22 protein-coding genes are annotated in these 26,723 nt (G+C 74.7%); 16 read left to right on the forward strand and 6 right to left on the reverse strand.

The window, feature by feature from the left end; translation table 11 throughout:
- Window positions 1–30: 30 nt before the first annotated feature.
- From ABT232_RS22085 to ABT232_RS22110, 6 genes are all read left to right on the forward strand, one after another.
- Window positions 31–999: an ATP-grasp domain-containing protein gene (locus tag ABT232_RS22085; protein ID WP_351842451.1), complete on the forward strand. Its 969-nt coding sequence runs from the start codon at window positions 31–33 to the stop codon at window positions 997–999.
- A gap of 72 nt (window positions 1,000–1,071) precedes the next feature.
- Complete coding sequence (locus ABT232_RS22090; protein WP_351842453.1) at window positions 1,072–1,476, forward strand: luciferase domain-containing protein; 405 nt, start codon at window positions 1,072–1,074, stop codon at window positions 1,474–1,476.
- 142 nt (window positions 1,477–1,618) lie between these two features.
- Window positions 1,619–3,988 (forward strand): glycoside hydrolase family 65 protein, encoded by a 2,370-nt coding sequence (locus ABT232_RS22095; RefSeq protein WP_351842455.1) that lies wholly within the window; start codon window positions 1,619–1,621, stop codon window positions 3,986–3,988.
- 502 nt (window positions 3,989–4,490) lie between these two features.
- The gene (locus ABT232_RS22100; protein ID WP_351842457.1) at window positions 4,491–5,381 is read left to right on the forward strand and encodes an NAD(P)-dependent oxidoreductase; all 891 of its coding nucleotides are present in this window, start codon (window positions 4,491–4,493) and stop codon (window positions 5,379–5,381) included.
- 23 nt (window positions 5,382–5,404) lie between these two features.
- The gene (locus ABT232_RS22105; protein WP_351842459.1) at window positions 5,405–5,830 is read left to right on the forward strand and encodes a PPOX class F420-dependent oxidoreductase; all 426 of its coding nucleotides are present in this window, start codon (window positions 5,405–5,407) and stop codon (window positions 5,828–5,830) included.
- A gap of 72 nt (window positions 5,831–5,902) precedes the next feature.
- On the forward strand, window positions 5,903–6,358 hold the full coding sequence (locus ABT232_RS22110) for an RpiB/LacA/LacB family sugar-phosphate isomerase (RefSeq protein ID WP_351842460.1): 456 nt from the start codon (window positions 5,903–5,905) through the stop codon (window positions 6,356–6,358).
- A gap of 177 nt (window positions 6,359–6,535) precedes the next feature.
- Here ABT232_RS22110 and ABT232_RS22115 read toward each other — a convergent pair whose 3' ends face one another.
- From ABT232_RS22115 to ABT232_RS22125, 3 genes are read right to left on the reverse strand one after another with little or no spacing between them, the layout of a single operon-like run.
- Window positions 6,536–6,886 carry a DUF8129 domain-containing protein gene (locus ABT232_RS22115; RefSeq protein ID WP_351842462.1) on the reverse strand — a complete coding sequence of 117 codons (351 nt, stop codon included), beginning with the start codon at window positions 6,884–6,886 and terminating at the stop codon, window positions 6,536–6,538.
- Window positions 6,887–6,916: 30 nt separating this feature from the next.
- A complete protein-coding gene (locus tag ABT232_RS22120; RefSeq protein WP_351842464.1) occupies window positions 6,917–7,291 on the reverse strand; it encodes a DUF6479 family protein in 375 nt (124 codons plus the stop codon).
- A 46-nt stretch (window positions 7,292–7,337) separates the two neighbouring features.
- A complete protein-coding gene (locus ABT232_RS22125; protein ID WP_351842466.1) occupies window positions 7,338–7,742 on the reverse strand; it encodes a ChaB family protein in 405 nt (134 codons plus the stop codon).
- A 146-nt stretch (window positions 7,743–7,888) separates the two neighbouring features.
- Here ABT232_RS22125 and ABT232_RS22130 point away from each other — a divergent pair, with 146 nt between their 5' ends.
- From ABT232_RS22130 to ABT232_RS22150, 5 genes are all read left to right on the forward strand, one after another.
- Window positions 7,889–8,263, forward strand: coding sequence for a four-helix bundle copper-binding protein (locus ABT232_RS22130; RefSeq protein ID WP_351842468.1), 375 nt, complete (start codon window positions 7,889–7,891; stop codon window positions 8,261–8,263).
- Between the two features lie 54 nt (window positions 8,264–8,317).
- On the forward strand, window positions 8,318–9,175 hold the full coding sequence (locus ABT232_RS22135; protein WP_351842470.1) for an oxygenase MpaB family protein: 858 nt from the start codon (window positions 8,318–8,320) through the stop codon (window positions 9,173–9,175).
- A gap of 64 nt (window positions 9,176–9,239) precedes the next feature.
- Window positions 9,240–11,438 (forward strand): serine/threonine-protein kinase, encoded by a 2,199-nt coding sequence (locus tag ABT232_RS22140; RefSeq protein ID WP_351842472.1) that lies wholly within the window; start codon window positions 9,240–9,242, stop codon window positions 11,436–11,438.
- A gap of 67 nt (window positions 11,439–11,505) precedes the next feature.
- Window positions 11,506–13,065: a phytoene desaturase family protein gene (locus ABT232_RS22145; protein ID WP_351842474.1), complete on the forward strand. Its 1,560-nt coding sequence runs from the start codon at window positions 11,506–11,508 to the stop codon at window positions 13,063–13,065.
- A 308-nt stretch (window positions 13,066–13,373) separates the two neighbouring features.
- Window positions 13,374–15,686, forward strand: coding sequence for a SpoIIE family protein phosphatase (locus ABT232_RS22150; protein ID WP_351842620.1), 2,313 nt, complete (start codon window positions 13,374–13,376; stop codon window positions 15,684–15,686).
- 2 nt (window positions 15,687–15,688) lie between these two features.
- On the opposite strand, the gene ABT232_RS22155 is transcribed toward ABT232_RS22150, so the two are convergent.
- Window positions 15,689–17,473 carry a serine hydrolase domain-containing protein gene (locus ABT232_RS22155; RefSeq protein WP_351842476.1) on the reverse strand — a complete coding sequence of 595 codons (1,785 nt, stop codon included), beginning with the start codon at window positions 17,471–17,473 and terminating at the stop codon, window positions 15,689–15,691.
- A 164-nt stretch (window positions 17,474–17,637) separates the two neighbouring features.
- Window positions 17,638–20,103 carry a penicillin acylase family protein gene (locus ABT232_RS22160; RefSeq protein ID WP_351842478.1) on the reverse strand — a complete coding sequence of 822 codons (2,466 nt, stop codon included), beginning with the start codon at window positions 20,101–20,103 and terminating at the stop codon, window positions 17,638–17,640.
- Between the two features lie 120 nt (window positions 20,104–20,223).
- On the opposite strand from ABT232_RS22160, the gene ABT232_RS22165 reads away from it, so the two are divergent.
- Entirely contained in the window at window positions 20,224–21,735 is a 1,512-nt protein-coding gene (locus ABT232_RS22165) for an acyl-CoA synthetase (RefSeq protein ID WP_351842480.1), read from the forward strand.
- A complete protein-coding gene (locus ABT232_RS22170) occupies window positions 21,732–22,991 on the forward strand; it encodes a hypothetical protein (RefSeq protein WP_351842482.1) in 1,260 nt (419 codons plus the stop codon). The genes ABT232_RS22165 and ABT232_RS22170 overlap by 4 nt, the downstream gene beginning before the upstream one ends.
- A 9-nt stretch (window positions 22,992–23,000) precedes the next feature.
- Here the strand turns inward: ABT232_RS22170 and paaK are convergent, their stop codons facing one another.
- On the reverse strand, window positions 23,001–24,296 hold the full coding sequence (gene paaK, locus ABT232_RS22175; protein WP_351842484.1) for a phenylacetate--CoA ligase PaaK: 1,296 nt from the start codon (window positions 24,294–24,296) through the stop codon (window positions 23,001–23,003).
- A gap of 165 nt (window positions 24,297–24,461) precedes the next feature.
- On the opposite strand from paaK, the gene ABT232_RS22180 reads away from it, so the two are divergent.
- The 3 genes from ABT232_RS22180 to ABT232_RS22190 all read left to right on the forward strand — a co-directional run bounded on the left by ABT232_RS22180 (window position 24,462) and on the right by ABT232_RS22190 (window position 26,714).
- Entirely contained in the window at window positions 24,462–25,304 is an 843-nt protein-coding gene (locus tag ABT232_RS22180; protein ID WP_351842486.1) for an alpha/beta fold hydrolase, read from the forward strand.
- Window positions 25,305–25,409: 105 nt separating this feature from the next.
- Window positions 25,410–25,652: a DUF397 domain-containing protein gene (locus ABT232_RS22185; protein ID WP_351842488.1), complete on the forward strand. Its 243-nt coding sequence runs from the start codon at window positions 25,410–25,412 to the stop codon at window positions 25,650–25,652.
- A gap of 144 nt (window positions 25,653–25,796) precedes the next feature.
- On the forward strand, window positions 25,797–26,714 hold the full coding sequence (locus ABT232_RS22190) for a universal stress protein (RefSeq protein WP_351842490.1): 918 nt from the start codon (window positions 25,797–25,799) through the stop codon (window positions 26,712–26,714).
- The last annotated feature ends 9 nt before the right edge of the window (window positions 26,715–26,723 follow it).

Below are 26,723 nucleotides of genomic sequence, written 5' to 3' on the forward strand. Positions count from 1 at the left end.
CGTGCGCTTGGAGAACCACTGGAGGCAGCCGTGTCCCGACCCTGTATCGCCCTGATCGCCGACCCCACCTCACCCGAGGGCTGCGCCGACTACCTCGCCCGCGCCGCCGAACTGCTCACCGGCGTCCCGCCGGTCCGGATCGACTCCCGGCACTTCGCCGACGGCGGATCCGGCAGCGCCGCCCGCGCCGGCGACCGGTTACGGCTGCGGGTGCCCGAGGAGCGGCTGGACGTGGTGCCCGACATCGTCGTGCTCTACGAGATCCCGCCGCACCGCCGCCGCTCCCTCGCCGGTTTCCAGCGCCTGCTGGAGCAGCACGACGTCGTCACCCTCGGCACCGGAACGGCCGCCTGGGACACGGCGACCGAGAAGGACCGCACCGTGGAGCGCTTCCGCCGCGACGGCATCGCCCACATGGAGACCATCGTGCTGTCCCGGCCGGCCCCGCACGAGGCGGCCGCCGCCTTCGACAAGCTCGGCCGTGACACCTGGGCCCGGCCCGTCGTCGGCACCGGCGGCGACGACGCCTTCCACATCACCACCGAGGAGCGGCTGGAACGGGCGGCCGCCTACTACGCCGAGAGCGGCACCGACTGGCTGCTCTCCCGGGACGCCGGCAACTTCCGCCCCGACGGCCGCCGCCACCAGTTCCGGGTCTTCGTCCTGCACGGCCGGGTCATCCACGCCCGCGAACACATCCAGCCCGAGGTCGACACCCCCTGCAACACCTGCCAGGGCGCCACCCCCGTCCCCATCGCCACCGCCGACCTGCCCGCGTCCCTCACCCGGCTCGCCGTCGCCGCGACCGCCTCGGTCGGACTGCCGTTCGCCGGGGTCGACCTCGCGATCGAACACGGCGGAGTGGTGTTCGAGGTGAACGTGCAGCCGGCGTTCGTGGACGGTGAACTCCCCACCGTCGCCGTGCCGTACGTCCAGGCGCACCTCAGCGCGCTGGCCGCGCGCCGGGAACCGGCACCGGAACGGCGGCTGCCCGCCTGACCCCACCTCACGCCTGGGTTACGAAACGCTCAACCTCTGGTGTCAGCGCGGTGAGGGGGTGACGATGGGGCCATGACTCTGGCCCAGCGCGCCCTGGAGCAACTGGAGGCCTGGCCCGACCTCACGGCGGGGCCCGCCAGTTGCGGCACGGGGCGGGCACTTCGCACCGCCCACAGCGAGATAGCCCACTTCCACTCCGACCACGACGTGGACCTCCACCTCACCAGCCGGGCCCTGCGGCGCTTCGCCGCCGACCTCGGGGAGTCGACGGCGATCCGCCTCGTGCCCGGCTCCCGGTGGGTGACCGTCCACCTGGACTGCGACACGGACGTCGACCTGCTGCAGAGCCTGGTGAGCATGGCTCTCAAGGCCCACCAGGGCGGCCCGGCCCCCGAGGATCTGCCACCCGGCGGCTGCAACTTCCGCCGGGTCACCGTGCTCCGCCGCGACGCCGCGGGCACCGCCGCGCCCTGCTGACCCGCCCGGGAATCCACCGCTTCACCCCGTGACCGGCGTGGACCGCACGGCCCGACCCGCTCCCGGGGAGAGACTGCTGCGGCACGGCGCCGGCCCCTCGCACCCCGCGGGCCGGCGCGCCGCACGCGGGAGGAGCACCGAAGTGACGGGCTGGACCTGGACGTACGAGGGCTACGAGCCCGCCGACGAGCGACTGCGGGAGTCGCTGTGCACGCTCGGCAACGGCTACTTCGCGACCCGCGGCGCGCTCCCGGAGTGCGCCGCGGACGACGTGCACTACCCGGGCACCTATGTGGCGGGCTGCTACAACCGGCTCACCTCCAACGTCTCCGGCCGCATGGTCGAGAACGAGGACATGGTGAACCTGCCGAACTGGCTGCCGCTGCGGTTCCGGCTCGGCGGCCGGGCCTGGTTCAGCCCCGACACCGCAGAGGTGCTGGAACACCACCAGACGCTGCACCTGGACGCGGGCGTCCTCGAACGCCGTACCCGCTACGGCCTCGGTAACAGACGCTCGCTGACGGTGCGCCAGCAGCGCCTGGTGCACATGGGCGACCCGCACCTGGCCGCGCTGCGCACCGAGTTCACCGCCGAGGGCTTCGGCGGCGAACTCCATGTCGAGGCCGCCCTCGACGCCGGCGTCACCAACGCGGGCGTGCCCCGCTACCGCGACCTGGACGGCCACCACCTCGTCCACGGGCACACCGGCACCGCCGCCGGAGACACCGTCTGGCTGCGCTGCCGCACCAGCACCTCCGACATCCGCATCGGCATGGCCTCCCGGCTCACCGCCGAGGGGCCCGTCACCGCCCGCCACTCCCGCCCGCGCACCACCCAGCGGACCCGGCTGTATCTGACGCCCGGCGTCCCGGCCGTCGTCGACAAGACCGTCGCCCTGCACACCTCGCGCGACCCCGCCATCAGCGACCCGCTGCACGCCGCGATCGCCCGGGTCGGCCGCGCGCCCGGCTTCGACGAGCTGCTGGCCGCCCACCACACCGCCTGGCACCAGCTGTGGCGGCGCGGCGACCTGGACGTGCCGGGGGAGGCGGGCCGCATCCTGCGCCTGCACCTGTTCCATGTGCTGCAGACCCTGTCGCCGCACACCGCCGACCTCGACGTCGGCGTCCCGGCCCGCGGGCTGCACGGCGAGGCCTACCGCGGGCACGTCTTCTGGGACGAGCTGTTCGTGCTGCCGTACCTCAACCTGCGCTTCCCCGAGGTCTCCAGGGCCCTGCTGCACTACCGGCACCGGCGCCTGGAACAGGCCTGCACCGCCGCCCGGGACGCGGGCCGCCGCGGCGCGATGTACCCGTGGCAGAGCGGCAGCGACGGCCGCGAGGAGACCCAGCAACTGCACCTGAACCCGCGCTCCGGGCGCTGGCTGCCCGACCACTCGCACCTCCAGTACCACGTCGGCTCGGCGATCGCCTACAACGTCTGGGAGTACTGCGAGGCCAGCGGGGACATCGAGTTCCTCCAGGCCAAGGGCGCCGAGATGCTGCTCCAGATCTCCCGGTTCTGGGCCGACGCCGCCACCTGGGACGAGCGTCTCGGACGGCACCGCATCAAAGGGGTGGTGGGGCCCGACGAGTACCACGACGCCTACCCGGACGCGAGCGGACCCGGCCTCGACGACAACGCGTACACCAACGTCATGGCCGCCTGGGTGCTCAGCCGCACCCTCGAAGTGCTGGCCGACCTGCCCGAGCCGCGCCGCCGGGAACTCACCGAGCGCACCGGCCTCGACCGCCACGAGACCGAGCGCTGGCAGGAGGTGTCCCGCACCCTGCACGTGCCGTTCCACAACGGGGTCATCAGCCAGTTCGAGGGCTACGGCGAGCTGGCCGAACTCGACTGGCACGGCTACCGGGCCCGCTACGGCGACATCCGGCGCCTCGACCGGATCCTGGAGGCCGAGGACGACACCGTCAACCGCTACCAGGCCTCCAAACAGGCCGACGTCCTCATGCTCGGCTACCTCTTCTCACCGCCCGAACTCCGCAACCTCTTCGACCGGCTGGGGCTGCGCCTGGACGACGAGACCTGGCACCGCACCGTCGACTACTACCTGCACCGCACCAGCCACGGCTCCACCCTCAGCGGACTCGTGCACGGCTGGGTGCTGGCCCGCGCCCGGCGCGCCGAGGCCTGGCAGTTCTGCCAGGAGGCGCTGCGCGGCGACATCGCCGACGTGCAGGGCGGCACCACCGGCGAGGGCATCCACCTCGGCGCGATGGCCGGCACCCTCGACCTCGTCCAGCGCGGCCTCACCGGCCTCGCCACCCGCCAGGGCGCCCTCTGGCTCGACCCCGTCCCGCTGCCCGAACTGTCCAGCTACGGCTTCTCGCTGCGCTACCAGGGCAACTGGGGCGTCCGGCTGCGGCTGCGCCACTCCCGGCTGGAGATCACTCTGCCGTCCTCCGACGCCAACCCGATCGACGTCCGCCTCCCGGACCGCGCGGTACGCCTCCAGCCGGGGGAGACGGGGCGGCTGGTGCTGCCGGACTGAGCGGTGTGCCGGCACCGCCCGTCATCATCGCCGGGCGGCGTGACGCAGGTGGCCGCGGACGCGCAGCACGTCCGGACCGGCCTCCGCGCCGGGCGCTGCCCGAGGAACAGGGTGTTCAGCGGCGGTTCCGGCGGCTCGTGCGGCGGCGCCGGCCGGCGGCCAGGTGCTCCTCGCACAGGAGGACCTGCCCGGCGGCCGGGTGCGCGTCCTGGCCCAGGACACGCAGATCGGCCGGCCGCCGCGGAACTCGCCCGGCAGCCCCCGAACCCGATGCTCAGCGGCCACCGGGCCCGGCTGGACGGCCTGATCCGCGCCGCCTCCGGCACCCCGCCCGCCTGACCCGCCGAGGCCCCGCCCGCACCCTGCCGCGCGCGGCACCCCCGGAAGGTGGCAGGGTCGGATCGGGCGTCACGCACGACGCCCGACTGGCGAGCGCGGCGGACCGGGTGATCAGCAGGCCAGCGCACCCGTCACCCCGCATGGATGAGGAAGTGTTGACGTCATGACCGACCAGCTCACCGTGAGCGTCCTCGGCACCGGCATCATGGGCGCCGCGATGGCCCGCAACCTCGCGCGGGCCGGACACACCGTCCGCGCCTGGAACCGCAGCCGCGCCAAGGCCGAACCGCTCGCCGCCGACGGCGCGCACATCGCCGCAGGCCCCGCCGAGGCGGTCGAGGGCGCCGATGTCGTCCTGACCATGCTCCACGACGGCCCGGCAGCCCTGGACGTCATGCGGCAGGCCGCGCCCGCCCTGCGCCCCGGCACCGCCTGGGTGCAGTCGACCACCGCCGGCCTGGAGGCCATGGCCGACCTGGCCGCCTTCGCCCGCGAGCACGGCCTGCTCCTCTACGACGCCCCGGTGCTCGGCACCCGCGCACCCGCCGAGGCCGGCCGGCTCCTCGTCCTGGCCGCCGGTCCCGCGGAGGGCCGGGCCACGGTCACGCCGGTCTTCGACGCGGTCGGCGCCCGCACCGTGTGGACCGGCGAGGACGGCGCCGCGGCCACCGCGACCCGGCTGAAACTGGTCGCCAACAGCTGGGTCATCGCCGCCACCAACGCGGCCGGCGAGGCCCTGGCGCTGGCGAAGGCGCTCGGCGTGGACCCGCGGGACTTCTTCGACGCGATCGCGGGCGGACCGCTCGACATGGGGTACCTGCACGCCAAGTCCGAGCTGATCCTGGAGGACCGGCTCACTCCGCCGCAGTTCGCCGTCGGCACCGCCGCCAAGGACGCCCGGCTCATCGTCGAGGCCGGCGCCCGGTACGGCGTCCGTCTGGACGTGGCCGCCGCGGGCGCCGCCCGGCTGGAGCGCGCCGCCGCCCAGGGCCACGCCGACGAGGACATGGCCGCCGCGTACTTCGCCAGCTTCGACGAGCAGCCCGACGCCTGACCCCGCACCGGAAGGAACCACCGATGTCCAAGCCCCCGCTGCCCCCGGACGCCCAGGAACTGCTGCGCCGCCCCAACCCGGCGGTCATGGCCACCCTGCGCTCCGACGGCCGACCGGTGTCCACGCCCACCTGGTACCTGTGGGAGGACGGCCGGGCGCTGATCACCCTGGACGAGGGCCGGGTCCGCCTCAGGCACCTGCGCCGGGACCCGCACGTCACCCTCACCGTCCTCGACGGCGACGACTGGTACACCCACGTCACGCTCATCGGCCGCGTCGGCGAGATGTACGCGGACGACGGCCTGACCGACGCCGACCGCATCGCCCGCCACTACACCGGCAAGCCCTACCCGGACCGGGTGCGCACCCGAGTCAGCGCGTGGATCGAGGTGGAGCGCTGGCACGGCTGGGGCGCACACCGCGACAGCGACCAGGCCTTCACCGGCTGAGGCGCGGACCCGAAAGGAGGCCCGCCGGCCCGAGCGGTTCGATGGGCCGGACGCCGGAGTAACCTCCTCGGCATGCGGATCTCCGTCTCCTCCGACATGGACGAACCCGTCGCCCGCCTCCTGCTCGCCGAACTGCGCGAGCGGGGCCACGAGGTGGCCGCGCACGGTGCGCTGCGGCCCGGCGACGACCCTCAGTGGGCGGTCTGCTCGGCAGCGGCCGCCCAGGAGGTGGCCGACGGTACGGCGGACCAGGCGGTGGTCTGCTGCTGGACCGGCACCGGCGCGTCCATCGCCGCGAACAAGGTGCCCGGCGTCCGGGCCGCCCTGTGCACGGACGCCTACACCGCCGACGGCGCCCGCCGCTGGAACGACGCGAACGTGCTGGCGCTGAGCCTGCGGCTGACGTCCGGGCCGCTGCTGAAGGAGATCCTCGACGCCTGGTTCGCGGGCACACCGAGCGAGGACGCCGACGACCGCGGGAACGTGGCCCGGGTGAGCGGTCTCGACGACGCCCGCCGCACCCCCTGAGCGCGCCCGGCCCAACCGGACCACCCGTCCGGCCGAACCGGGCCCCGCGAACCGGGCCCCGCCAACCGCGATCCCGCGGCGGCGGCCCGGCCGCACCACGCCGCTCCCATCGCGACACGCCGGTGCGCGGGACCCCGTACGAGGTCCCGCGCACCGGTCGGGCCGTCCAGGAGCGGACTACATCCGGTCGCCCTTCGGCTTGCCGCGCTGGTCCGGGGTGCCGTGCGGCGGAGGGCTGAGCGGGTGGGCCGAGGTCGCCGGTGACACGGAGGACCCGGAGCGGCCCTGGCCCTGCTCGGGACGGATGGCCGACGGATCGCCGGAGGTCGGTGAGGCGCCCCCGTGCAGCTGGTCCAGGCGGGCGCTCAGGAGCTCGGTCACCGGAAGCCGGTCGGCGTGCGTCCGCTCGTAGGCGATCAGCTCCTCCACCTGCGACGCGCTCAGGGAGCGCACCCGGCTCTCCAGTCCGCCCAGGGGCAGATGGTCGTAGTCGGGCAGGGGAAGGGCGTCACGGCCGGACTCGGCCATGGATCTCACCTCCGTGCGTGTGCCGGGCGATCAGTGGGCGCCGGGTCCGCCGCCGCCCCAGGAGCCGCTGCTGCCCTTGGACCAGCGGGGCCGCGACTGTTCCGGACCGGGGCGGGTCCCGCTGTTGCCGAAGCTGCCCATCTCGTGCGGCAGGAGCGGGCGGCCGCCCTTCGGCACCTTGGGGACGTCGAGGGGTTCCCGGCTCTCCCTGACCTCGTGCACCGCGCCGCCCGGCGGCAGGTGCGGTTGCTCCTCGGGCCGCGGACGCGGCGACTCACGGAGCCTGATACGCGTGCCGAGCCAGAATCCGCCGAGCAGCAGGGCCACCACGGCGATACCGACCACGAACATCCCGATGCTGAGCAGCCCGCTCGGCTCGGCCAGCTGCATCGTTGCGGTACTCATACGAGTCATACGGTGTGAATACCCCGCAAATCGCCCATGAACCGGGTCACCGGGAGCGGGCCTCCCGGGTTGCGGACCGGTTGGCCCTGCGTATCGCGTCCAGCAGCTCGGCCCTGGACATCCGGGACCGGCCGGCCACCTCCAGCCGCTTCGCCACCTCGTACAGATGCCGCTTCGAGGCGTGTTCGTCGACGCCCTCGCCGCTGCGCCCGCCGAGCTGCCGCGGTCGCGCCGACCGCGGGTCCGAGGGACCCCTGCGACCGCCCTCCTTGCGCTCCCAGTGGTCGCCGACCTTCTCGTACGAGTGCTTCAGCGCGCCGTAGGCGACGCGATGCGCCCGCTCACCCTCGCCGTACTGCTCGACCGCGGAGTCGTGCGCCTTGATCCAGGTGCGCTGGGCGTCCCGCGGCGAGCGCTCCAGCGTCGACGGCAGTTCCTCTCGTCCGGGCACGTCGCCCACCTCCTCCGGCAGTGCCGGGCCGCGCGGGCCGAGTGCCCGGCCCGAGGGGTGGAGAACCGGCCGTGCGCCGGGCGGAAACCGGCCGGTTCCGGGCCCGCCGGGTGTTTGACGAGCCGCGCGGCGGCTACCCGCGCGGTGTGACTTCGACGCCATCGCAAGCGGAACTCATCCGGTTCCTGGAGGACCGGTTCGTCTGCGCGCAGGCGTGCACGGAGTGCGCGCGGGCCTGCGCCCTGCGCGCGAGCCTGGTGGACCCCGACGGCACCGCCGAACAGGAACTCGTCCGGCGCAAGGGCATCATGTGCGCCGAGGTGTGCGACGCCACCTGCCGGATGCTGGCCGAGCAGAGCCAGCTCGACGAGTCCGGACTGCGCGTCCAGCTGGAGTGGTGCCGGACCGTCTGCCTGGAGGCCGCGCACGTCTTCGACGCCCGGCCCGGCGCCGAGGAGGCCGCCCAGGCCTGCCGCGCCTGCGCACGCGCCTGCACCGACTTCCTCGGCTCCCTGGACTGACCGGGACCGAACGGCCGTCTGGGCAGGCCGCGGGTGCGGCGCTAGCCTCCGCACATGACGGCCTCTCGGACAGCCGATCCCGGACTCTTCGGACCGCGCTCGGTGACCTGGCAGCTGCACGGCGACCCGATGATGTGGATCGCCGGCATCCGCGCCCTCTACCTCCAGGCCCTGCACCCGCGCTCGGTCCGCGGCGTCCTGCAGAACTCCGACTTCCGCCGCGACGCCTGGGGCAGACTCCTGCGCACCGCCGACTTCGTCGGCACCACGACGTACGACACCACCGGCGCCGCCGAGAAGGCCGGCGCCCGGGTCCGCAAGATCCACAGCCTGCTGTCCGCGACCGACCCGGACACCGGCGAGCGCTACGGCATCGGCGAACCGGCCCTGCTGCGCTGGGTGCACTGCGCCGAGATCGACTCCTATCTGCACGTGCTGCGGCGCTCCGGCCACCCCATGACCGACGACGCGGCCGACCGCTACATCGCCGAGCACCGCACCAGCGCCCGCCTGGTCGGCCTCGACCCCGCCGACGTCCCCGGCGACCGCGCGGAACTGGCGGCCTACTTCGAGCGCGTCCGCCCCGAACTTGCCGCCGGCCCCGAGGCACGCGTGGTGGACGACTTCCTGCGCCACCCCCCGACACACCCGCTGCTCATACCGGCGCGCGAGGTGCTGTGGCGGCGCGTGGCACAACTGGCGTACGACTCCCTGCCCCCGTACGCCCACACGCTCTACGGCAGACCGGCCTCCGCACCCGCCACGGTCACCCGGCGGCTTCGCCTCACCGGCACCGCCCTGCGCGCCGTTCCCGCACGTCTGCGCTGGCAACTGCCGCCCAAACACATCGTGCGGGCGATGGAGAGGCTCGGCCCGGGCTCGCGCCCGGCGCCGTACAAAGTCGGTCGATAGCCCGCCATACTGGACGAGCGAGGGGGAAGGCGCGGCGGACCACCGACGGGGGCGACGGTACGCGATGGGGGAGACCAGGCTGATCCAGGGCCGCTACCGGCTGCTGGACCTGATCGGGCGCGGCGGCATGGGCGAGGTGTGGCGGGCGCGCGACGAGTCACTGGGACGTCAGGTCGCCGTCAAATGCCTCAAGCCGCTCGGCCCGCAGCACGACCACGCGTTCACCCGGGTGCTGCGCGAGCGGTTCCGGCGCGAGGCGAGAGTGGCGGCGGCGCTCCAGCACCGCGGGGTGACCGTCGTGCACGACTTCGGCGAGTCCGACGGCGTGCTCTTCCTCGTCATGGAACTGCTCCAGGGCCGCAACCTCAGCGAGCTGCTGGAGGACAACAGACACCATCCGCTGCCGGTCGACGAGGTCGTCGACATCGCCGACCAGGTGTCCGCCGCGCTCGCCTACACCCACCAGCAGGGCATCGTCCACCGGGACCTGAAACCCGCCAACATCGTGCGGCTGACCGACGGCACCGTGAAGATCTGCGACTTCGGCATCGCCCGTCTCGGCCACGACATCGGCTTCACCTCCCGGCTGACCGGCACCGGCATCGCCATGGGCACCCCGCACTACATGTCGCCGGAGCAGATCGGCGGGGACGGCGTCGACCAGCGCAGCGACCTGTACTCGCTCGGCTGCGTGCTCTACGAGATCGCCACCGGCGTACCGCCGTTCGACCTCGACGACGCCTGGGCGATCCTCGTCGGCCACCGGGACACCCCACCCCGGCCGCCCCGCGGCCACCGCCCCGACCTGCCCGCCTACCTGGAGCGGATCATCCTCGACCTGCTCGCCAAACTGCCCGACGAGCGGCCCGCCGACGCCCGCGAGGTGGGACGGCGGATCAGCGCGGCCCGGGACACCCCCTCCTACGTGCCAGCCGCCGGAGCCATGCCGTTCCCCGAGCCGCGGCTGCCCTCCTGGACCCGCGGGATGACCACCGGCCACAAGGCGACCGGCCCCGGACCACGCAGCACACCCCCGGACGCCTCGGCCGGCCTCACCGGCGCCTGGACCGCCCGCCCCGTCACCGGCCCGGTGCGGCAGCCCGAACCGCAGCGGCCGCCCGTACCGGCACCCGAGGTGCTGGCCACCCTGGCCGGGCGCCACAACGCGGCCCTCAGCCTCGGCCGGCTCGGCCGCTGGGCGGAGGCCGAGGAGGTGCACCGGGCGGTCGCCGCGGAACGGGAGCACCTGCTCGGCCCGGAGCACCCCGACACCCTCGACAGCCGGCACCAGGTCGCCTTCGCCCTCAGCCGCACCGGCCGCCCCGCCGACGCGCTGCGCGAGTACACCCAGGTGGCGCGGGTGCGGACCCGGCAGCTCGGCGCCGACCACCCGCAGACCCTGGCCGCCCGGCAGGAGATGGCGTACGTGCTCGGCCAGCTGGGCCGGGCGCTCGACGCCGACCGGGTGTACACGGCGGTGCTCGCCGCCCGCGAACGCACCATGGGCCCCGACCACCCCGACACCCTGCGCTGCCGCCACAACCTCGCCTTCAACCTCGGCCGGCTGGGCCGCCTGGAGGACTCCTACCGGATGGCCTGCCGGGTCGCCGGGGACCGTGCCCGGGTGCTCGGCCCCGACCACCCCGACACCCTCGTCAGCCGCTACGAGGTCGCCTACGCGCTCGGACAGCTCGGCCGCTGGGCGGACGCGCTGCACACCTACCGGGAGGTCGCCGAGGCACGCGCCCGGGTCCTCGGCGCCGACCACCCCGACACCCTCGCCGCCCGCCACGAGGTGGGCATCAGCCTCGGCCGGCTCGGCCGCAGCGTCGAGGCGCTGCGGCTGTACCGCGGCCTCGTCGAGGACCGTCTGCGCGTGTACGGCCCGGCCCACCCCGAGACCCTGCGCGCCCGCCACGGCCTCGGCGTCAACCTCGGCCGCCTGGACCGCTGGGAGGAGGCCCTGGCCGAGGCCCGCGACGTGTGCGCGATCCGCGAGCGGGTCCTCGGCCCCGACCACCCGGACACCCTGGTGAGCCGCCGCGAGGTCGCCGTCGGCCTCGGCTGGCTCGGCCGCTGGCAGGACGCCCTCGCCGAGTACCGCACCGTCGCCGCCGTCCGCGAACGCGTCCTCGGCGCCGACCACCCCGACACCCTCACCAGCCGCAACGACGAGGCGCACTGCCTGGAACAGCTCGGCCGCGGCCCCGAGGCGGTGGAGCTGTACCGCAGAGCGGCGGCGCTGCGCGGCCAAAGGGCGTGAGACGACCGGGCGAACACAGCCCGGACGGGCATCTGGCGGGAGTCGATCACCCGTGTTACGAAGGACCATGCCCCCACCCCCGCACTCCCGCGCCTACGACGCCGTCATCGTCGGCGGCGGACACAACGGTCTGGTCGCCGCCGCCTATCTGGCCCGCGCCGGCCGGTCGGTCCTGGTCCTGGAACGCCTCGACCACACCGGGGGCGCCGCGGTCTCCACCCGCCCGTTCACCGGCGTCGACGCGCGGCTCTCGCGCTACTCCTACCTCGTCAGCCTGCTGCCCCGGAAGATCGTCCGGGACCTCGGACTGGACTTCCGGGTCCGGACCCGCACCGTCTCCTCGTACACCCCCGTCGAACGCGACGGACGCCCCACCGGGCTGCTCGTCGGCGGCGGCGAACGGCGCACCCGGGAGGCCTTCGCACGGCTCACCGGCGGCGACCGCGAGTACGCCGCCTGGCAGCGGTTCTACGGCATGACCGGCCGGGTCGCCCAGCGGGTCTTCCCCACCCTCACCGAACCCCTGCCCGACCGGGCCGAACTGCGCCGCCGCGTCGACGACGAGGACGCCTGGCGGATGCTCTTCGAGGAGCCCATCGGCGTCGCCGTCGAGCAGCACTTCGCGGACGACCTGGTGCGCGGAGTGGTCCTCACCGACGCGCTGATCGGCACCTTCGCCGACGCCCACGACGCCTCGCTGCGCCAGAACCGCTGCTTCCTCTACCACGTCATCGGCGGCGGCACCGGCGCCTGGGACGTCCCGGTCGGCGGCATGGGCGCCCTCACCGACGCGCTGGCCGCCACCGCGCGCGCCGCCGGCGCCGTCCTCGCCACCGGCCACGAGGCGCTGCACATCGCCACCGACGGCACGAACGCCGAGGTCACCTACCGCACGGCCGACGGAGAGGGTGTCGCCGCCGCCCGGCACGTCCTGGTCAACGCCTCCCCGCAGGAGCTGGCGGCCCTCACCGGCGGCACCCCGCCCGACCCCGCCGAGGGCGCCCAGCTGAAGGTCAACATGCTGCTCAAGCGACTGCCCCGGCTGCGCGACCCCGACGTCGACCCGCGCGAGGCGTTCGCCGGCACCTTCCACATCGCCGAGGGCTACCGGCAGCTGGCCGACGCCCACGCCCGCGCCGCCGCCGGCGAGCTGCCCGCCGCCCCGCCCTCCGAGATCTACTGCCACTCCCTGACCGACCCGACGATCCTCGCCCCCGGCCTCACCGACCGCGGCTACCAGACCCTGACCCTCTTCGGCCTGCACACCCCCGCCCGGCTCTTCGCCCGCGACCACGACGCCGTCCGCGACGAGCTGCTGAAACTCACCCTCGCCCAGCTCGACACCCACCTCGCCGAACCCCTCGCCGACTGCCTGGCCGAGGACGCCGACGGCCGCCCCTGCATCGAGGCGAAGACCCCGCTGGACCTGGAACGCGACCTGCGCCTGCCCGGCGGCAACATCTTCCACCGCGACCTCTCCTGGCCCCACACCCACGACACCACCGGCCGCTGGGGCGTGGAAACCGGCCACCCCAACGTCCTCCTGTGCGGCGCGGGCGCGGTACGCGGCGGCGGAGTGAGCGGGGTACCGGGGCACAACGCGGCCATGGCGGTGTTGGGGGAGTGAGTGAGGGGGCCGGGGGCTTGGGCCGTCCGGCCTATGGGGTGGTTGTGATGGGGGCGGCTGTCTCGCCGGGCGAGGCGGCTGATCTTCGGGCCCGGTGACGGTGGCCGCCATGGTGAAGGTCGATGTGGTCGGCCCCAGAGGCGATGGTGACGGCGGATGCGTCCGGGCGTAGGTCGGGTGGCGGTCGAAGCGGTCGGCCCCCGGCGGCCGTGACGTCTGGCCAGGCGTCCGGGCCCCGAGGCCGTGACGACCCCGGTGATGGTCCGCTCGGCTTGATGACCGTGGCGGAGCGCGCGATCCTCGGAGACATGGTGACGTCGCCGCGAGGCGAGGTGCGGGCGGCCACGGCGAGTGAGGCCGTGGCGGTGGTCGACGTGCACGGTCTGGTCACGGGCTGGAGCGAGGGCGCCCGCCGTCTCACCGGGTACGACGCGGAGCAGGTCACCGGCCGCCCGGCCGCCGACCTGGTCGACGGCGACGCCGGCACCGTACGGCACCGGCTGGCCGGGGCGGGCACCGCTGTAGTGGGGGTACGGCACCGCGACGGGCGGCGGCTGGAACTGGCCCTGTGGGCCTGTCCGCTGGGCGGCGCCGGGGGTGAGCCGGCGGGCTGTGTCATCACCGCCGCGCCCGACGACCACGAGCCGCCGCTGGGCGAACTGGCGTTCCGGCAGGCGCCCGTGGCCCTGTCCCTCTTCGACACCGGCATGCGCCCCGTCCGCGGAAACGAGACGGCGGCGGAGTTCGGAGCCCGCTCCGGGCACGGCCACGGCTTCCTGCACCACCTGGCGCGGGTGGCGGAGACCGGAAGGCCCGTGCGGTACGAGCAGAGCCGGACCCGCTCACCGTCCGGGCGGCGCACGCACGCCTGGAACGTCGAGATGTGGCCGGTGCGCGCACCGTCCGGCGAACTGATCGGCACCGCCCTCGCCGCGTTCGACAGCAGCGAGCAGCACGGGGCCCGGCAGCGGCTGGAGATGCTGAACGAGGCCGCCGCCTGCCTCGGCACCGAACTCGACGTCTTCCACACCGCCCGCGAGCTGGCCGAACTGGCGGTGCCCCGGCTCGCCGACATCGCCGGCGTCGACCTGCTCGAACCGGTCCTGGAAGGCGAGGAGCCCGACGCCGGAGTGCTGGGCGCCGACCCGCTGCTGCGGAGGGTCGCCCACCGTTCCGTGGGCGCGCGTGGGGCCGGGACCGACCTGGACGTGGGCGCCGCCCACTCCTACCCGCCCGCGTCGGCGCCCGCCCGCGCCCTCGCCACCGGCGAGCCGGTGCTCACCGGCACCGCGGACCCCGCCCTCGCCACCTGGCTCCCCGGATCCGACGCCACCGGGCTGTCCCTGCTGGCCGTACCCCTGGTCGCACGGGACACCACTCTGGGGGTCGCCGTCCTGGTCCGCGATCTCACCGCGGAACACCCCGAGCCCTTCGACGCGGACGACGTGTTCGTGGCGCGGGAACTCGTGGGCCGTGCCGCCGTGTGCGTGGACAACGCCCGCCGCTACACGCGGGAACGCACCACCGCGCTCGCCCTACAACGCAGTCTGCTGCCGCAGGGGGTGGCCGGGCAGGCGGCGGTCGAGTGCGCCTCCCGCTATCTGCCGGCCCTCTCCCCGGCGGGCGCGGGCGGCGACTGGTTCGACGTCATCCCGCTGTCCGGCTCCCGGGTGGCGCTGGTCGTCGGGGACGTCGCCGGTCACGGCATCCACGCCTCGGTGACCATGGGGCGGCTCCGTACGGCGGTGTGGACGCTGGCCGACGTCGACCTGCCGCCGGACGAACTCCTCACCCACCTCGACGACCTGGTCGGCCATCTCGCCGGCGACGGCCACGCGGAGGCCGGCGAGATCGCGGCGACCTGCCTGTACGCGGTGTACGACCCGGTGGTCCGGCGCTGCACCCTGGCCGCCGCCGGACAGCCCGCCCCGGTCGTGAGACTGCCCGACGGCACCGTCCAGGTGGTCGAGATGACCGCAGGACCCATGCTCGGCGTCGGCGGCCTGCCCTTCGAGGCGACCGAGCTGGAGCTGCCCGAGGGCGCCCTGCTGGCCCTCTACACCGACGGCCTGGTCGAGGCCCGCGACCTCGACGGCGACCGGGGCACGGCCGCCCTGTGCGCCGCGCTGACGGCACCCGCCGACAGTCTGGAGGAGGTGTGCGACACCGTGCTGAAGTCGCTGCTCCCCGACACCCCCGTCGACGACGTGGCCCTGCTGGTCGCCCGCACCCGGGCCCTGGACGCCGACCAGTTCGCCGTCTGGGATCTGCCCGCCGACCCGGCGGAGGTCGCCACCGCCCGGCAGCACGTCACCGAGCAACTTCAGCGCTGGGGACTGGAGGAGGCCGCGTTCGTCACCGAACTCGTCGCCAGCGAACTGGTCACCAACGCCATCCGCTACGGCGGCGCCCCCATCCAGCTCCGGCTCATCCGCGACCACGCCCTGATCTGCGAGGTCTCCGACGCCAGCAACACCTCCCCGCATCTGCGCCGGGCCCGCACCTTCGACGAGGGCGGCCGCGGACTGCTGCTGGTCGCCCAGCTCACCCGGCGCTGGGGCAGCCGGCCCAGCGGCACCGGCAAGACCATCTGGGCCGAGCAGCCGCTGCCGGGCGGCTGACCTCAGTCGGCGGACGCCGACCAGCCCGCCGTGGTGATCCGGGCGGCGTCGGCGGGCCGGGCCTCGTCGAAGAGGACGGTGCCGGCCGCCTCGACGCGCAGCCCGTCGACGTAGCCGCCGCGGCCGACGTACAGCCGGTCGGTGGTGTACCGCCAGCGCAGGGTGAGGGCCGGGGCCGCCGGGAGGTCCGCGGTGAGCCGGTGCCAGACCCGTCCCGACCAGCCGCCGACCGTGCCGGACGGATGGTCCGCGGGCCGCTCGCCCGGCCGGACCGTGGTGAACGGCACCGGCTGCCAGCTGCCGCCGCCGTCGGCCGAGGACTCCAGGACGAGGCCGTCCGCTCCCGGCTCGGTGTCCCACCACAGCAGGCACCGCAGCCGGGCGCCGCCGCCGGAGGTGTCCAGCGCGGGCAGGGCGAGCGTGGCCGCCGCCGGACTCGCCATGCCGGCGAACCACGAGGTCCGTCCGCGCGCCGGGCGGACCGGGACGGCCCGTGCCAGGTTGTTAGCGGCGGCGACCCGGGGCGCCGACCCGGACCGCCAGGTGCGCACCGGATGCACCGAGTTGCCGAGCACCACCAGGAAGGAGTCGGTGGTCGGGTCGAGGACCAGGGAGGTGCCGGTGAACCCGGTGTGGCCGGCGGTGCGCGGGGTGGCCATGGCGCCCATGTACCAGTGCTGGTACAGCTCGAAGCCGAGGCCGTGTTCGTCGCCGGGGAAGGCGGTGTTGAAGTCGGTGAACATCAGCTCCACCGACTCCGGCCGCAGGATGCGCGTCCGCCCGTAGACCCCGCCGTTGAGCAGGGTCCGGGCGAGTACGGCCAGGTCCCACGCGGTGGAGAAGACTCCGGCGTGGCCCGCGACACCGCCGAGCGAGTGGGCGTTCTCGTCGTGCACCTCGCCCCAGACCAGGCCCCGGTCCAGTCCCGACCAGGGCTTGCGGGCGTCCTCGGTGGCCGCGATCCGCGGTCTCCAGGAGGCGGGCGGGTTGTAACGGGTGTGGTGCATCCCGAGGGGAGCGGTGATTTCGTCGTGGAGCAGGGTGTCCAGGCCGCGACCGGTGATGCTCTCCAGGACGAGCTGGAGCGTGATCAGGTTGAGGTCCGAGTAGAGGTACCGGGTGCCGGGCGGGTTCAGCGGTGCCTCGTCCCAGATCAGCCGCAGCTTCTCCGCGCGCGTCGGCGCGTTGTACAGCGGGATCCAGGCGCGGAACCCCGAGGTGTGGGTGAGCAGCTGCCGCACGGTGATGTCCTGCTTGCCCGCGGCCCCGAACTCCGGGAGGTACGAGGCGACCGTGCCCTCCAGTTCCAGGGCGCCGCGCTCGATCTGCTGCACGGCGAGGAGCGAGGTGAACAGCTTGGAGACGGAGGCGAGGTCGAAGACGGTGTCCTCGGCCATCGGGAGCTGCCGCTCGGCCGGGAACTCGACGCCGGTGTCGGTGCGCTCGTCGTACGCCGCGTAGCGCACCGCCATGCCGATCGGCCGGTGCAGCGCCACCGTGCCGCCGCGGCCGGCGAGGAGGACGGCGCCCGCGTACCAGGGATGTCTGGGGGAGGGGCCGAGAAACGTTTCGGCGTCGGTGACGAGCCGGCGCAGATGGGAGTCCAGCAGCCCGGCCCGCTCGGCGGAGCCGTGCCGGAGGGTCGGTCGCCCGGCCCGCTCCGCGGCGGCGGCCGGTCCGGCGGGAAACGGTGCCAGGGCCAGGGCGCCGCCCAGGGCCAGCGTCCCCCTGCCGAGCTGCCGCCGGGTCAGCCTGCCGGTCGCTCTGTCCGCCGCGTCTTCGGTCACGGGAGTTCCTTCCGCCGAGCCGTCCGGATGTCCCCGGGAGTATGTCCGTCGTACCAAGCGACGAATCTGACGCTACATCAGAAACTCTTGCGCATCGGCCGGTTGACCGGCCGCGCGCCGGGCCCGTCCGGTGGGGCCGCCACCGGACGGGCCGCGGGCGGTGCTCAGCGCTCGCGCACCCGGACCACCTTCAGCTCGGGCGAGCCGAGGATGTCCTTCTCGCAGAACCGCGACGTCACCCACCGCTCACCGGAGAACAGCCGGGTCTGGTCGGCCTGGTGGGGCGAGTTCGGGTTCGAGGACTGGGAGTACGACAGCAGCGTCCGCGCCACCGGGCAGCGGCCGCCGTCCCAGCCGACGGCCTGGATGTAGCTGGAGCCGGTGGTCACCTCCGGGTAGCCGCCGCGCGCCGGGTCCCACACCGGCTCGATCTTGTTCCACACGCCCAGCGACTCGGTGCCGCCCGGCACGGGGATGCGCTCGCCGCCCCGCACCACGAACTGGTGCCGTCCGAGCGGCGCGTCGAGCCCGATGCCCGCCGCCCGCAGCTCGGCGACCGCGTCCGCGAGGGCCGTGGCGAAGCCGGGCGCGGCCGTGTCGAGGGTGTGCGGGGTGCGGACCGGGTCGGCCGGGGAGAACGGCACCTTCCACAGCTGGGCCGCCGGGACCGTCGCCGTCAGCTTCCGCCAGAACCGGTCGAAGAGCAGCGCCCCCCGGCTCCCGGTGTCCACCGTGCGGTCCCAGCCGGCCAGCACCTCGCAGGCCTCCCGGACGTCCACCGCGCCGCCCTGGCTGCTCGTCGCCGTGCCGCCGGGCAGCTCGGCGCAGGCCTTCGCCGCGTCGGTCGCGGCCAGGTCACCGGCCGGGGCGCGGTTGGCGAACTGCTGCCGCTGGAGGTCGCCTACCGTCAGCCCCTCGCGTTCGGCCATCGCCGCCACGTCCTCGATCGCGCCGCGGGTGCGCAGCGAGCGGGGGGTGCCGGTGTTGCCGAAGATCCGCTCGTAGCCGGTCAGCGGCCGGTCGGCGTTGGCGAGCCAGGCGCTGTCGTTGGAGTTCTCCGCGTACGGCGCGTCCCGCAGCGTCGGCATCCGCGACGGCCCGAACATGCCCGCCCGCACCGCGTCGGCGTCCCGGCCGAGGGCGCAGTCGCCGCGCGAGCCGTCCAGCACGGCGAGTCCCGACGACGGGTAGGTGACCTTGCCGAGCGCGGTGGAGCAGCGCTGGGCGAGGTCGTCGGTGATCCGGGGCAGCACCTGCGACTGGGTGAACAGGGTGTGCCCGGCCGCGTCGGCGGCGATGGTGTTCACCCACGGCAGGCCCTGGGTCGTGCGCAGGGTGTCGAGGATGTCGTCCGTGCCACGGGCCCGGCTGAAGCCGAGGGCGGTGTCGGAGCCGCGCAGGTTGGCGGCGTTGGGGTCGTGGACGGCGTACGCGGTGGTGGCGGTCCACGGCAGCGGCACGCTCGCGCCGAGCGAGGAGAGCACCGGGCCGTAGCGCGTCCACCACTGGGTGCGGGTGACGGGTGCGCCGTCCTTCACGGCGACGGTGACGACACGCTTCGTCATCCGCTCCGGCCGGCCGTCGACCAGGTAGACGGTCGGATCCGCCGGGTCGAGGGTCAGCTGGTGCAGGTTCATGGTGACGCCGGTCGCCACGGTGTGGCTCCAGGCCACCCGGGCGTTGTGGCCTATGGACATGGTGGCCGAGCCGAGCAGCGAGCCGCCGGCCACGTCGAGCCGGCCGGGGATGGTCTGCTGCGACTGCCAGAACCGGCGACCGCCCTGCCACGGGTAGTGCGGGTTGCCGAGCAGCAGGCCCCGGCCGTTCGCGGTGGTGGCACCGCTGAACGCGACCGCGTTGGAGCCCATGTCGGCGGAGTCCGCGGCCAGCAGCTCCCGGACGGCGCGGGCGGTGTCCTCGGCGCTCGGCGCGGTCCGCTCGCTCGGCCCGGCGTCGGAGTCACCCGAGGCACGGGACGCCGCGGCCCCGCCGGAGGACGCCGCCCGCACCGGCGGCCGCGCGGCCGTGATGCCCTCCACCGCCCGGCCCTGCCCGCCGAGCACCGCGAGCGCGTGCCCGCGCGCCGCCACGTCCAGCGTCGACACCGGCCGCACCCAGGCGGCGCCCGCGCACGCCGGGTCGGTGATCCGGTTCTCGCGCAACCAGGCGTTGTAGCCGGCCGCGTAGCCCCGCATCATCTCCTTCGCGGCCCGGCTGGGGCCCGCCGGCGCCGGTTCGGCGAGCAGCTTCTCCACGGTGCCCGCCTCCCGCACCCCGCGGAAGTACAGATCGCTGGAGAGGTTGGTGGCCGCCGAGGAGAGCGACAGATCCGGCGCGGCACCGGACCCGAAGTACCGGGAGCGCTCGCCGCGCACCGTCACGAACCCGTCGGCCAGCACGCACACCTGGTCGGCGGCCTGCGCCCACCCGGTGCCGAAACCGAGGTCGGCGTAGCTGTGCGCGACGATGTGCGGAATGCCGTACTCGGTGTAGCGGATGACGGCGGACAGCCCGCCGTGCGCGGGACGGTCCTCGCGGCCGTCCGGCGCGGCGGCCGCCGCGGGCAGCGTGGCCGTGGCGGTGAACAGGGCGACGGCCGTGACGGCGAGCCGTCTCAGGCGGATGCGCATGGAGCCTCCCAACATCATCGGGGGAAGGGGCGGTTGAGCGTACCAACGGGTATGTTCTCGGTGCAGTGGTGTGGCGGGGCGTCTTGACCGCGCCCGCACGCGGATCGAGGATCGGGTGCCATGACGCCCGGACACGGCAGCACGGTCGACGGGGTGCTGCGCCGCAGCGCCCGCCGCACCCCGGCACGCGTCGCGGTCGAGTACCGCGACCGCCGGTGGACCTACGAGGAACTGGACGACGCCGTCTCCCGCGCCGCGAGCGCCCTCCTCGGCCGCGGCCTGGCCCCCGGCGACCGGGTCGGCGCCTACGGCCACAACTCCGACGCCTACCTCATCGGTTTCCTCGCCTGCGCCCGCGCGGGCCTGGTGCACGTGCCGGTCAACCAGAACCTCACCGGCGACGATCTGGCCTACCTGATCGGCCAGTCCGGCTCCTCCCTGGTCCTCGCCGACCCCGGCCTGGCCGGCCGGCTGCCCGAGGGCGTACCGGCGCTGCCGCTGTGGGACGCCGACGGCTCGCTGCTCGACCTGCTGACCTCGGCGGCGCCGTACGACGGCCCGGAGGCCGGCGGCGAGGACCTGGTGCAGCTGCTCTACACCTCCGGCACCACCGCGCTGCCGAAGGGCGCGATGATGACCCACCGGGCGCTGGTGCACGAGTACCTGAGCGCCATCACCGCACTGGACCTGAGCGCCGGGGACCGCCCGGCGCACGCGCTGCCGCTGTACCACTCGGCGCAGATGCACGTGTTCCTGCTGCCGTACCTCGCGGTCGGCGCCACCAACGTCATCCTCGACGCGCCCGACGGCGACCGGCTCTTCGACCTGATCGAGGCCGGACGGGTCGACAGCCTCTTCGCCCCGCCCACCGTCTGGATCGGCCTCGCCGGCCGCCCCGACTTCCCCACCCGCGACCTCGGCGGCCTGCGCAAGGCGTACTACGGCGCCTCGATCATGCCGGTGCCCGTGCTGGAGCGGCTGCGCGCCCGGCTGCCCCGACTGGCCTTCTACAACTGCTTCGGACAGAGCGAGATCGGCCCCCTGGCCACCGTCCTCGCCCCCGACGAGCACGAAGGCCGCATGGACTCCTGCGGCCGGCCGGTGCTGTTCGTGGACGCGCGGGTCGTCGACGAGGACGGCAAGGACGTGCCCGACGGCACCCCCGGCGAGATCGTCTACCGCTCCCCGCAGCTGTGCGAGGGCTACTGGGACAAGCCCGAGGAGACGGCCGAGGCCTTCCGCGACGGCTGGTTCCGCTCCGGCGACCTCGCCGTCCGGGACGCCGACGGCTACTTCACCGTCGTCGACCGGGTCAAGGACGTCATCAACTCCGGTGGGGTGCTGGTCGCCTCACGCCAGGTCGAGGACGCGCTCTACACCCATGAGGGCGTCGCCGAGACCGCCGTCGTCGGTCTGCCCGACGAGAAGTGGATCGAGGCGATCACCGCGTTCGTCGTCCCGCGCGGCGAGGTCACCGAGGCGGAGCTGATCGCCCACGCCCGCGAGCGCCTCACCGCCTTCAAGGCACCCAAGCGGATCGTCTTCGTCGACGCGCTGCCCCGCAACGCCAGCGGCAAGATCCTCAAACGGGAGCTGCGCGACCGCTTCACCGAGGCCGGGCACGGCAGTTGAGCGACGGGCTCGACGCCGCGGAAGGCGTGCGGCAGACGGTGTCGGTGGTGCTGCCGGTACTGCTGGACGGCGACCCCGACTGGGAGCCGGGTCCGCTGCCTTTCGCGGACGGCGACCGGGAGCGCCGCGCCCGGTACTTCGCGCCCGCCGCCGCGCGGGCCCTGTACGGCCGCCGCTGGCACCGCACCCCGCCCGTGGCGCAGGGGCCGCTGCTGCTGGACGGCCTGGAACTGCTGCGGGTGGCGACGCCCAAGGAACCCCGGCAGGCGCTCGGCGTGCTGCACCTCACCGTCCGCGGCCCGCATCTGCTGGACGTGCTGCGGGCGATCGGACACCGCTCGGGCGCCGGCCCCGACCCGCTGACCGGCGCACTCGACCCGGCAGCGCTCTTCGCCGGCGTCGCCGACACCGCCCCGCCCACCGCCCCCTTCGCCCTGGCCCGCCCCTACACGGTCGCCTTCCTCACTCCCGGACCCGGCCACACCGCCGCCCTCAGAGACGCCGACGGCCGGCTCCCGGGTTCGGCGGACGCCTGGCTGCGCGCCCTGGCCTGGCGGGCCACCGAGGCCGACAACCCGTCACCGCCCGAGCGCGTCGAACGCGTCGCGGACGAGACCATCCGCATCTCCGCCGACTGGAGCGCCCTCGTCGACCGGCACGGCGCGGCCTTCCTCGGCCACCGGCCGGACCAGGGCCCCGGCGACTTCTACGACTTCGCGCTGCTCCAGGCCCGTACCGTGCACCTCGACGCGCTGCTGCTCGGCATGGTCCAGCGCGACCACCTGGACGCGCTCACCGACGAGTTGTCCACCGTCTACGAGCGTTCCACGGGGCTCGCCCGGCGGGTGTCCGCGCTGGAGCGGAACATCGCGGTCTTCCGCAGCACCCACTGGCGCCGCCACCAGACCGTGCACGGGCCCGCCGACGGACTGCTGCGCGCCTTCCAGGCCCGGCACCGGCTGCCCGAACTGTTCGCGGACATCCTCGCCGAGGCCGCCGACCACAGCCGGATCGTGCAGACCCGGGAGAGCGCGCAGATCGCCGGGGCGCTCGGGGTGCTCACCGTCCTCGGACTGCCGCTGGGCACCGCCCTCTCCGTGCTCCAGGTCCTCGGCGACGAGAACCCCCGGCATCTGCTGATCGCCCTCGCCGGCGCCCTCGCCGCCACCGCCGCGGCCCTGACCACCCGGTACGGACGCCTGGTGCTCGCCTCCCTGCGGGGCGGGCCGCGCCGCCGCGAGCGGCGCCGTCACTGACCGACTAGCTCAGCGCGGCCGCAGGTCCACGATCCGCCGGATCTTGCCCACCGAGCGCTCCAGCGACTCCGGATCGACGATCTCCACCGACACCGACACACCGATGCCGTCCTTCACGGCCGCCGCGATCGAACGGGCGGCGGCCTCCCGGACCTCGGGCCCGGCACCGGCGCGGGCCTCGGCCAGCACCGTCAGCGCGTCCAGCCGGCCCTCACGGGTCAGCCGCAGCTGGAAGTGCGGGGCCACGCCCGGAGTGCGCAGCACGATCTCCTCGACCTGGGTGGGGAAGAGGTTCACCCCGCGCAGGATCACCATGTCGTCGCTGCGCCCGGTGACCTTCCGCATCCGCCGGAACACCCGCGCCGTGCCCGGCAGCAGCCGGGTGAGATCACGCGTCCGGTAGCGGACGACCGGCATCGCCTCCTTGGTCAGCGAGGTGAGGACCAGCTCTCCCTCCTCGCCCTCCGGCAGCACCTCGCCGGTCACCGGGTCGACGACCTCCGGATAGAAGTGGTCCTCCCAGATGTGCAGCCCGTCCTTGGTCTCCACGCACTCCTGGGCGACGCCGGGACCGATCACCTCCGACAGGCCGTATATGTCGACCGCGTCGATGGCGAACCGCTCCTCGATCTCCTGGCGCATCCGCTCCGTCCACGGCTCGGCACCGAAGATCCCGACCCGCAGGGAGGTGCCGCGCGGGTCCACGCCCTGCCGCTCGAACTCGTCCAGCAGGGTCAGCATGTACGACGGCGTCACCATGATCACGTCGGGCCTGAGGTCCTGGATCAGCCGCACCTGGCGGGCGGTCATCCCACCGGAGGCCGGGACGACCGTGCAGCCGAGCCGCTCCGCGCCGTGGTGCGCCCCGAGTCCGCCGGTGAACAGCCCGTACCCGTACGCCACATGGACGCGGTCCCCGGGCCTGCCGCCCGCCGCCCGGATCGACCGCGCGACCATGTCGGCCCACAGGGACAGATCGCCGTCCGTGTACCCGACCACCGTGGGCCGGCCGGTGGTGCCGCTCGACGCGTGGATCCGCCGGATCCGCTCCCGCGGCACGGCGAACATCCCGTACGGGTAGTTCTCCCGCAGGTCCGCCTTGGTGGTGAACGGGAACCGGGTCAGATCGGCGAGCGACCGGCAGTCGTCCGGGTGGACGCCGGCCTTGTCGAAGGCCTCCCGGTAGAACGGCACGTTCGCGTACGCGTGCCGCAGCGAGGTCCGCAGCCGTTCCAGCTGCAACGCCCGCAGCGACTGAAGGTCCAGCCGTTCCCCCGCGTCCAGCAACTCCGTCGCTTCCGCCATGCGGACCACTCCTTCGTCCACCGCATCGATCCGGGCGACCGATCATTCGGTCGAGGCCTTGGAGATCAGTAATCCAGTCCGGCCGGACCAGGGCAAGAGGCCGGCCCGCCTTTCTCGGCGCGAAACCCGTTGCGGCGCGTCCGCCGCTCTTCCAAGATCGCCCGTATGCCGACCTTCAGCGCCTTCGACGGAACCCGCCTCGCCTACCACCTGAGCGGCACGGGCGACCCGCTCGTCGTACTGCCCGGCGGGCCGATGCGAGCCTCCGCCTACCTCGGCGACCTGGGCGGCCTCGGCCGCCACCGGCGGCTGGTCCTCGCGGACCTGCGCGGCACCGGCGAGTCGGCGGCGCCCGCGGACCCCGCCACCTACCGCTGCGACCGGATGGTCGACGACGTCGAGGCACTGCGCCGCGAACTGGGGCTGGAGCGCATGGACATGCTCGCGCACTCCGCGGGCGGCAGCCTGGCCATGCGCTACGCCGCCCGCCACCCCCGGCGGGTGGCACGGCTGGTGCTGGTCGCCGCCGCACCGCGCGCGCTCGGCATGCCGCCGACCGCCGAGGACCGGCTGGCGGCGGCGCGGCTGCGGAAGGACGAGCCCTGGTTCGCGGACGCCTTCCCCGCCCTGCGCGCCTGGCTCGCCGGCGAGCGCGACTTCGACGCCGCCCTCCTGCCCTTCTTCTACGGCCGCTGGGACGCGGCCGCCGCCGCGCACGCCGCCCGCGAGGAGGCCGAGACCAACGAGGACGCCGCCGGCCGGTACGGCTCCGAGGGCGCCTACGACCCGCCCGCGACCCGCGCCGCCCTCGCCCGGCTCACCGCCCCGGTGCTCGTCCTGGCCGGCGAGCTCGACGGCGGCCCCGGGCCCGGCCTGGCCCGCCGCACCGCCGACGCCTTCCCGCACGCCGAGTGCGCGGTGCAGCCCGGCGCCGGGCACTACCCCTGGCTCGACGACCCGCGGTGGTTCACCGACCGCGTCGCCGCGTTCCTCTCGAACGGCTCGTGAAGGACCGGCCACCCCCGTCCCCAAAGGTCCCCCTCACGTGGCCTGTGCGCCACGGGAACCGATCGCTAGGCTGGCCGCGGACGACGAATCGGGAGGAGCACGGACGTGGCCGAGAGCACCACCCAGCACAAGCCGCTCACCGGATGGCACAAGCCGGAACTGGACCTGAGCGAGGCCGAATGGCAGTCCGGAAGCCGCGGACTGGGGGATGTCCAGATCGCCTTTGTCGAAGGGTTCATCGCCATGCGCAACAGCGGCCGCCCGGAGAGCCCGTCCCTGATCTTCACCCCCGCGGAGTGGGGAGCGTTCGTGTCGGGTGCCCGGGAGGGCGAGTTCGACCTCACCTGACGCGGCCCCGCGCGGGACGAGCCGCCGATCCGGGGGTTCGCGTCCGATTTTCCGGACACGCGATCCGGTACGGCGCCCCGGGCCGCCGCCTGAGTCAGGCTGGCCCAGGGACGCGGTGGATCGCGCCCCGGAGGTGAGGACCCCATGAGCACCCTGCCGGTCATCGCGGCGGTCGACGGTTCGGACGACAGCCTGCGCGCCCTGGACTGGGCCCTCGACACCGCCCGCCGACGCGGCGCGCCCCTGCGTCTGGTGCACGTCCGGCAGTACGCCGGCTGGGCCCGGTCGGCGCGGTCCGGCACCCCGGTGCCGGAACCGCCCGGCGTCGACGACGACCCGGTGCTCGCCCGGGCCCGCGCCCACGTCGCCGAGCGCCCGGCTCCCGCCGAGGTGGAGTACGCCGGCCTGGAGGGCGCGCCCGGCGCGGTCCTGCCCGAACTGGGCGCCGCGGCCCAGCTGTTGGTGCTGGGCTCCCGGGGCCGCGGCGGCTTCGCGAGTCTGCTGCTCGGCTCCAACGGACTGTCCGCCGCGCGCGACGCCGAGTGCCCGGTCGTGGTGGTGCCCCGGCCCGGACGCACCCCGGACGACGCCCCCGCGGCGGCCCCCGGACCCCGGGTGGTGGCCGGCCTCAACGTGGACGGCCCCGACGACGCCGTGCTCGGCTTCGCCTTCGCCGAGGCCGCGCTGCGCGACGCCCGGCTCCAGGTGGTCGCGGCCTTCCCCTGGCCGGTGCAGCTGTGGGCGGGGGCGCCGGGAGAACTGCTGCCCACCGGGATCGACCAGGCCGCCGTCGAGCACGAGACGCACGTCCTCGCCGAGGGCTTCCTCGCCCCGCACCGCGAGCGGCACCCCGAGGTCACGGCGGAGATGACCGTCGCCCCCGGTGACGCGGCCGGCCAACTGGTCGCCGCCGCGCAGGGCGCCGAGCTGACCGTCGTCGGCCGCCACCGCCGCCGACTGCTCGCACCGGCCCGGCTGCTCGGCTCGGTCACCCACGCCGTGCTGCTGCACGCGCCCAGCCCGGTCGCCGTGGTCCCGCCCGCACCGCCGGAGGAGGTGTGACCTAATGGA

Origin of the sequence: Streptomyces sp. NPDC001532, assembly GCF_040298625.1 — a bacterium.
GTDB lineage: Bacteria > Actinomycetota > Actinomycetes > Streptomycetales > Streptomycetaceae > Streptomyces.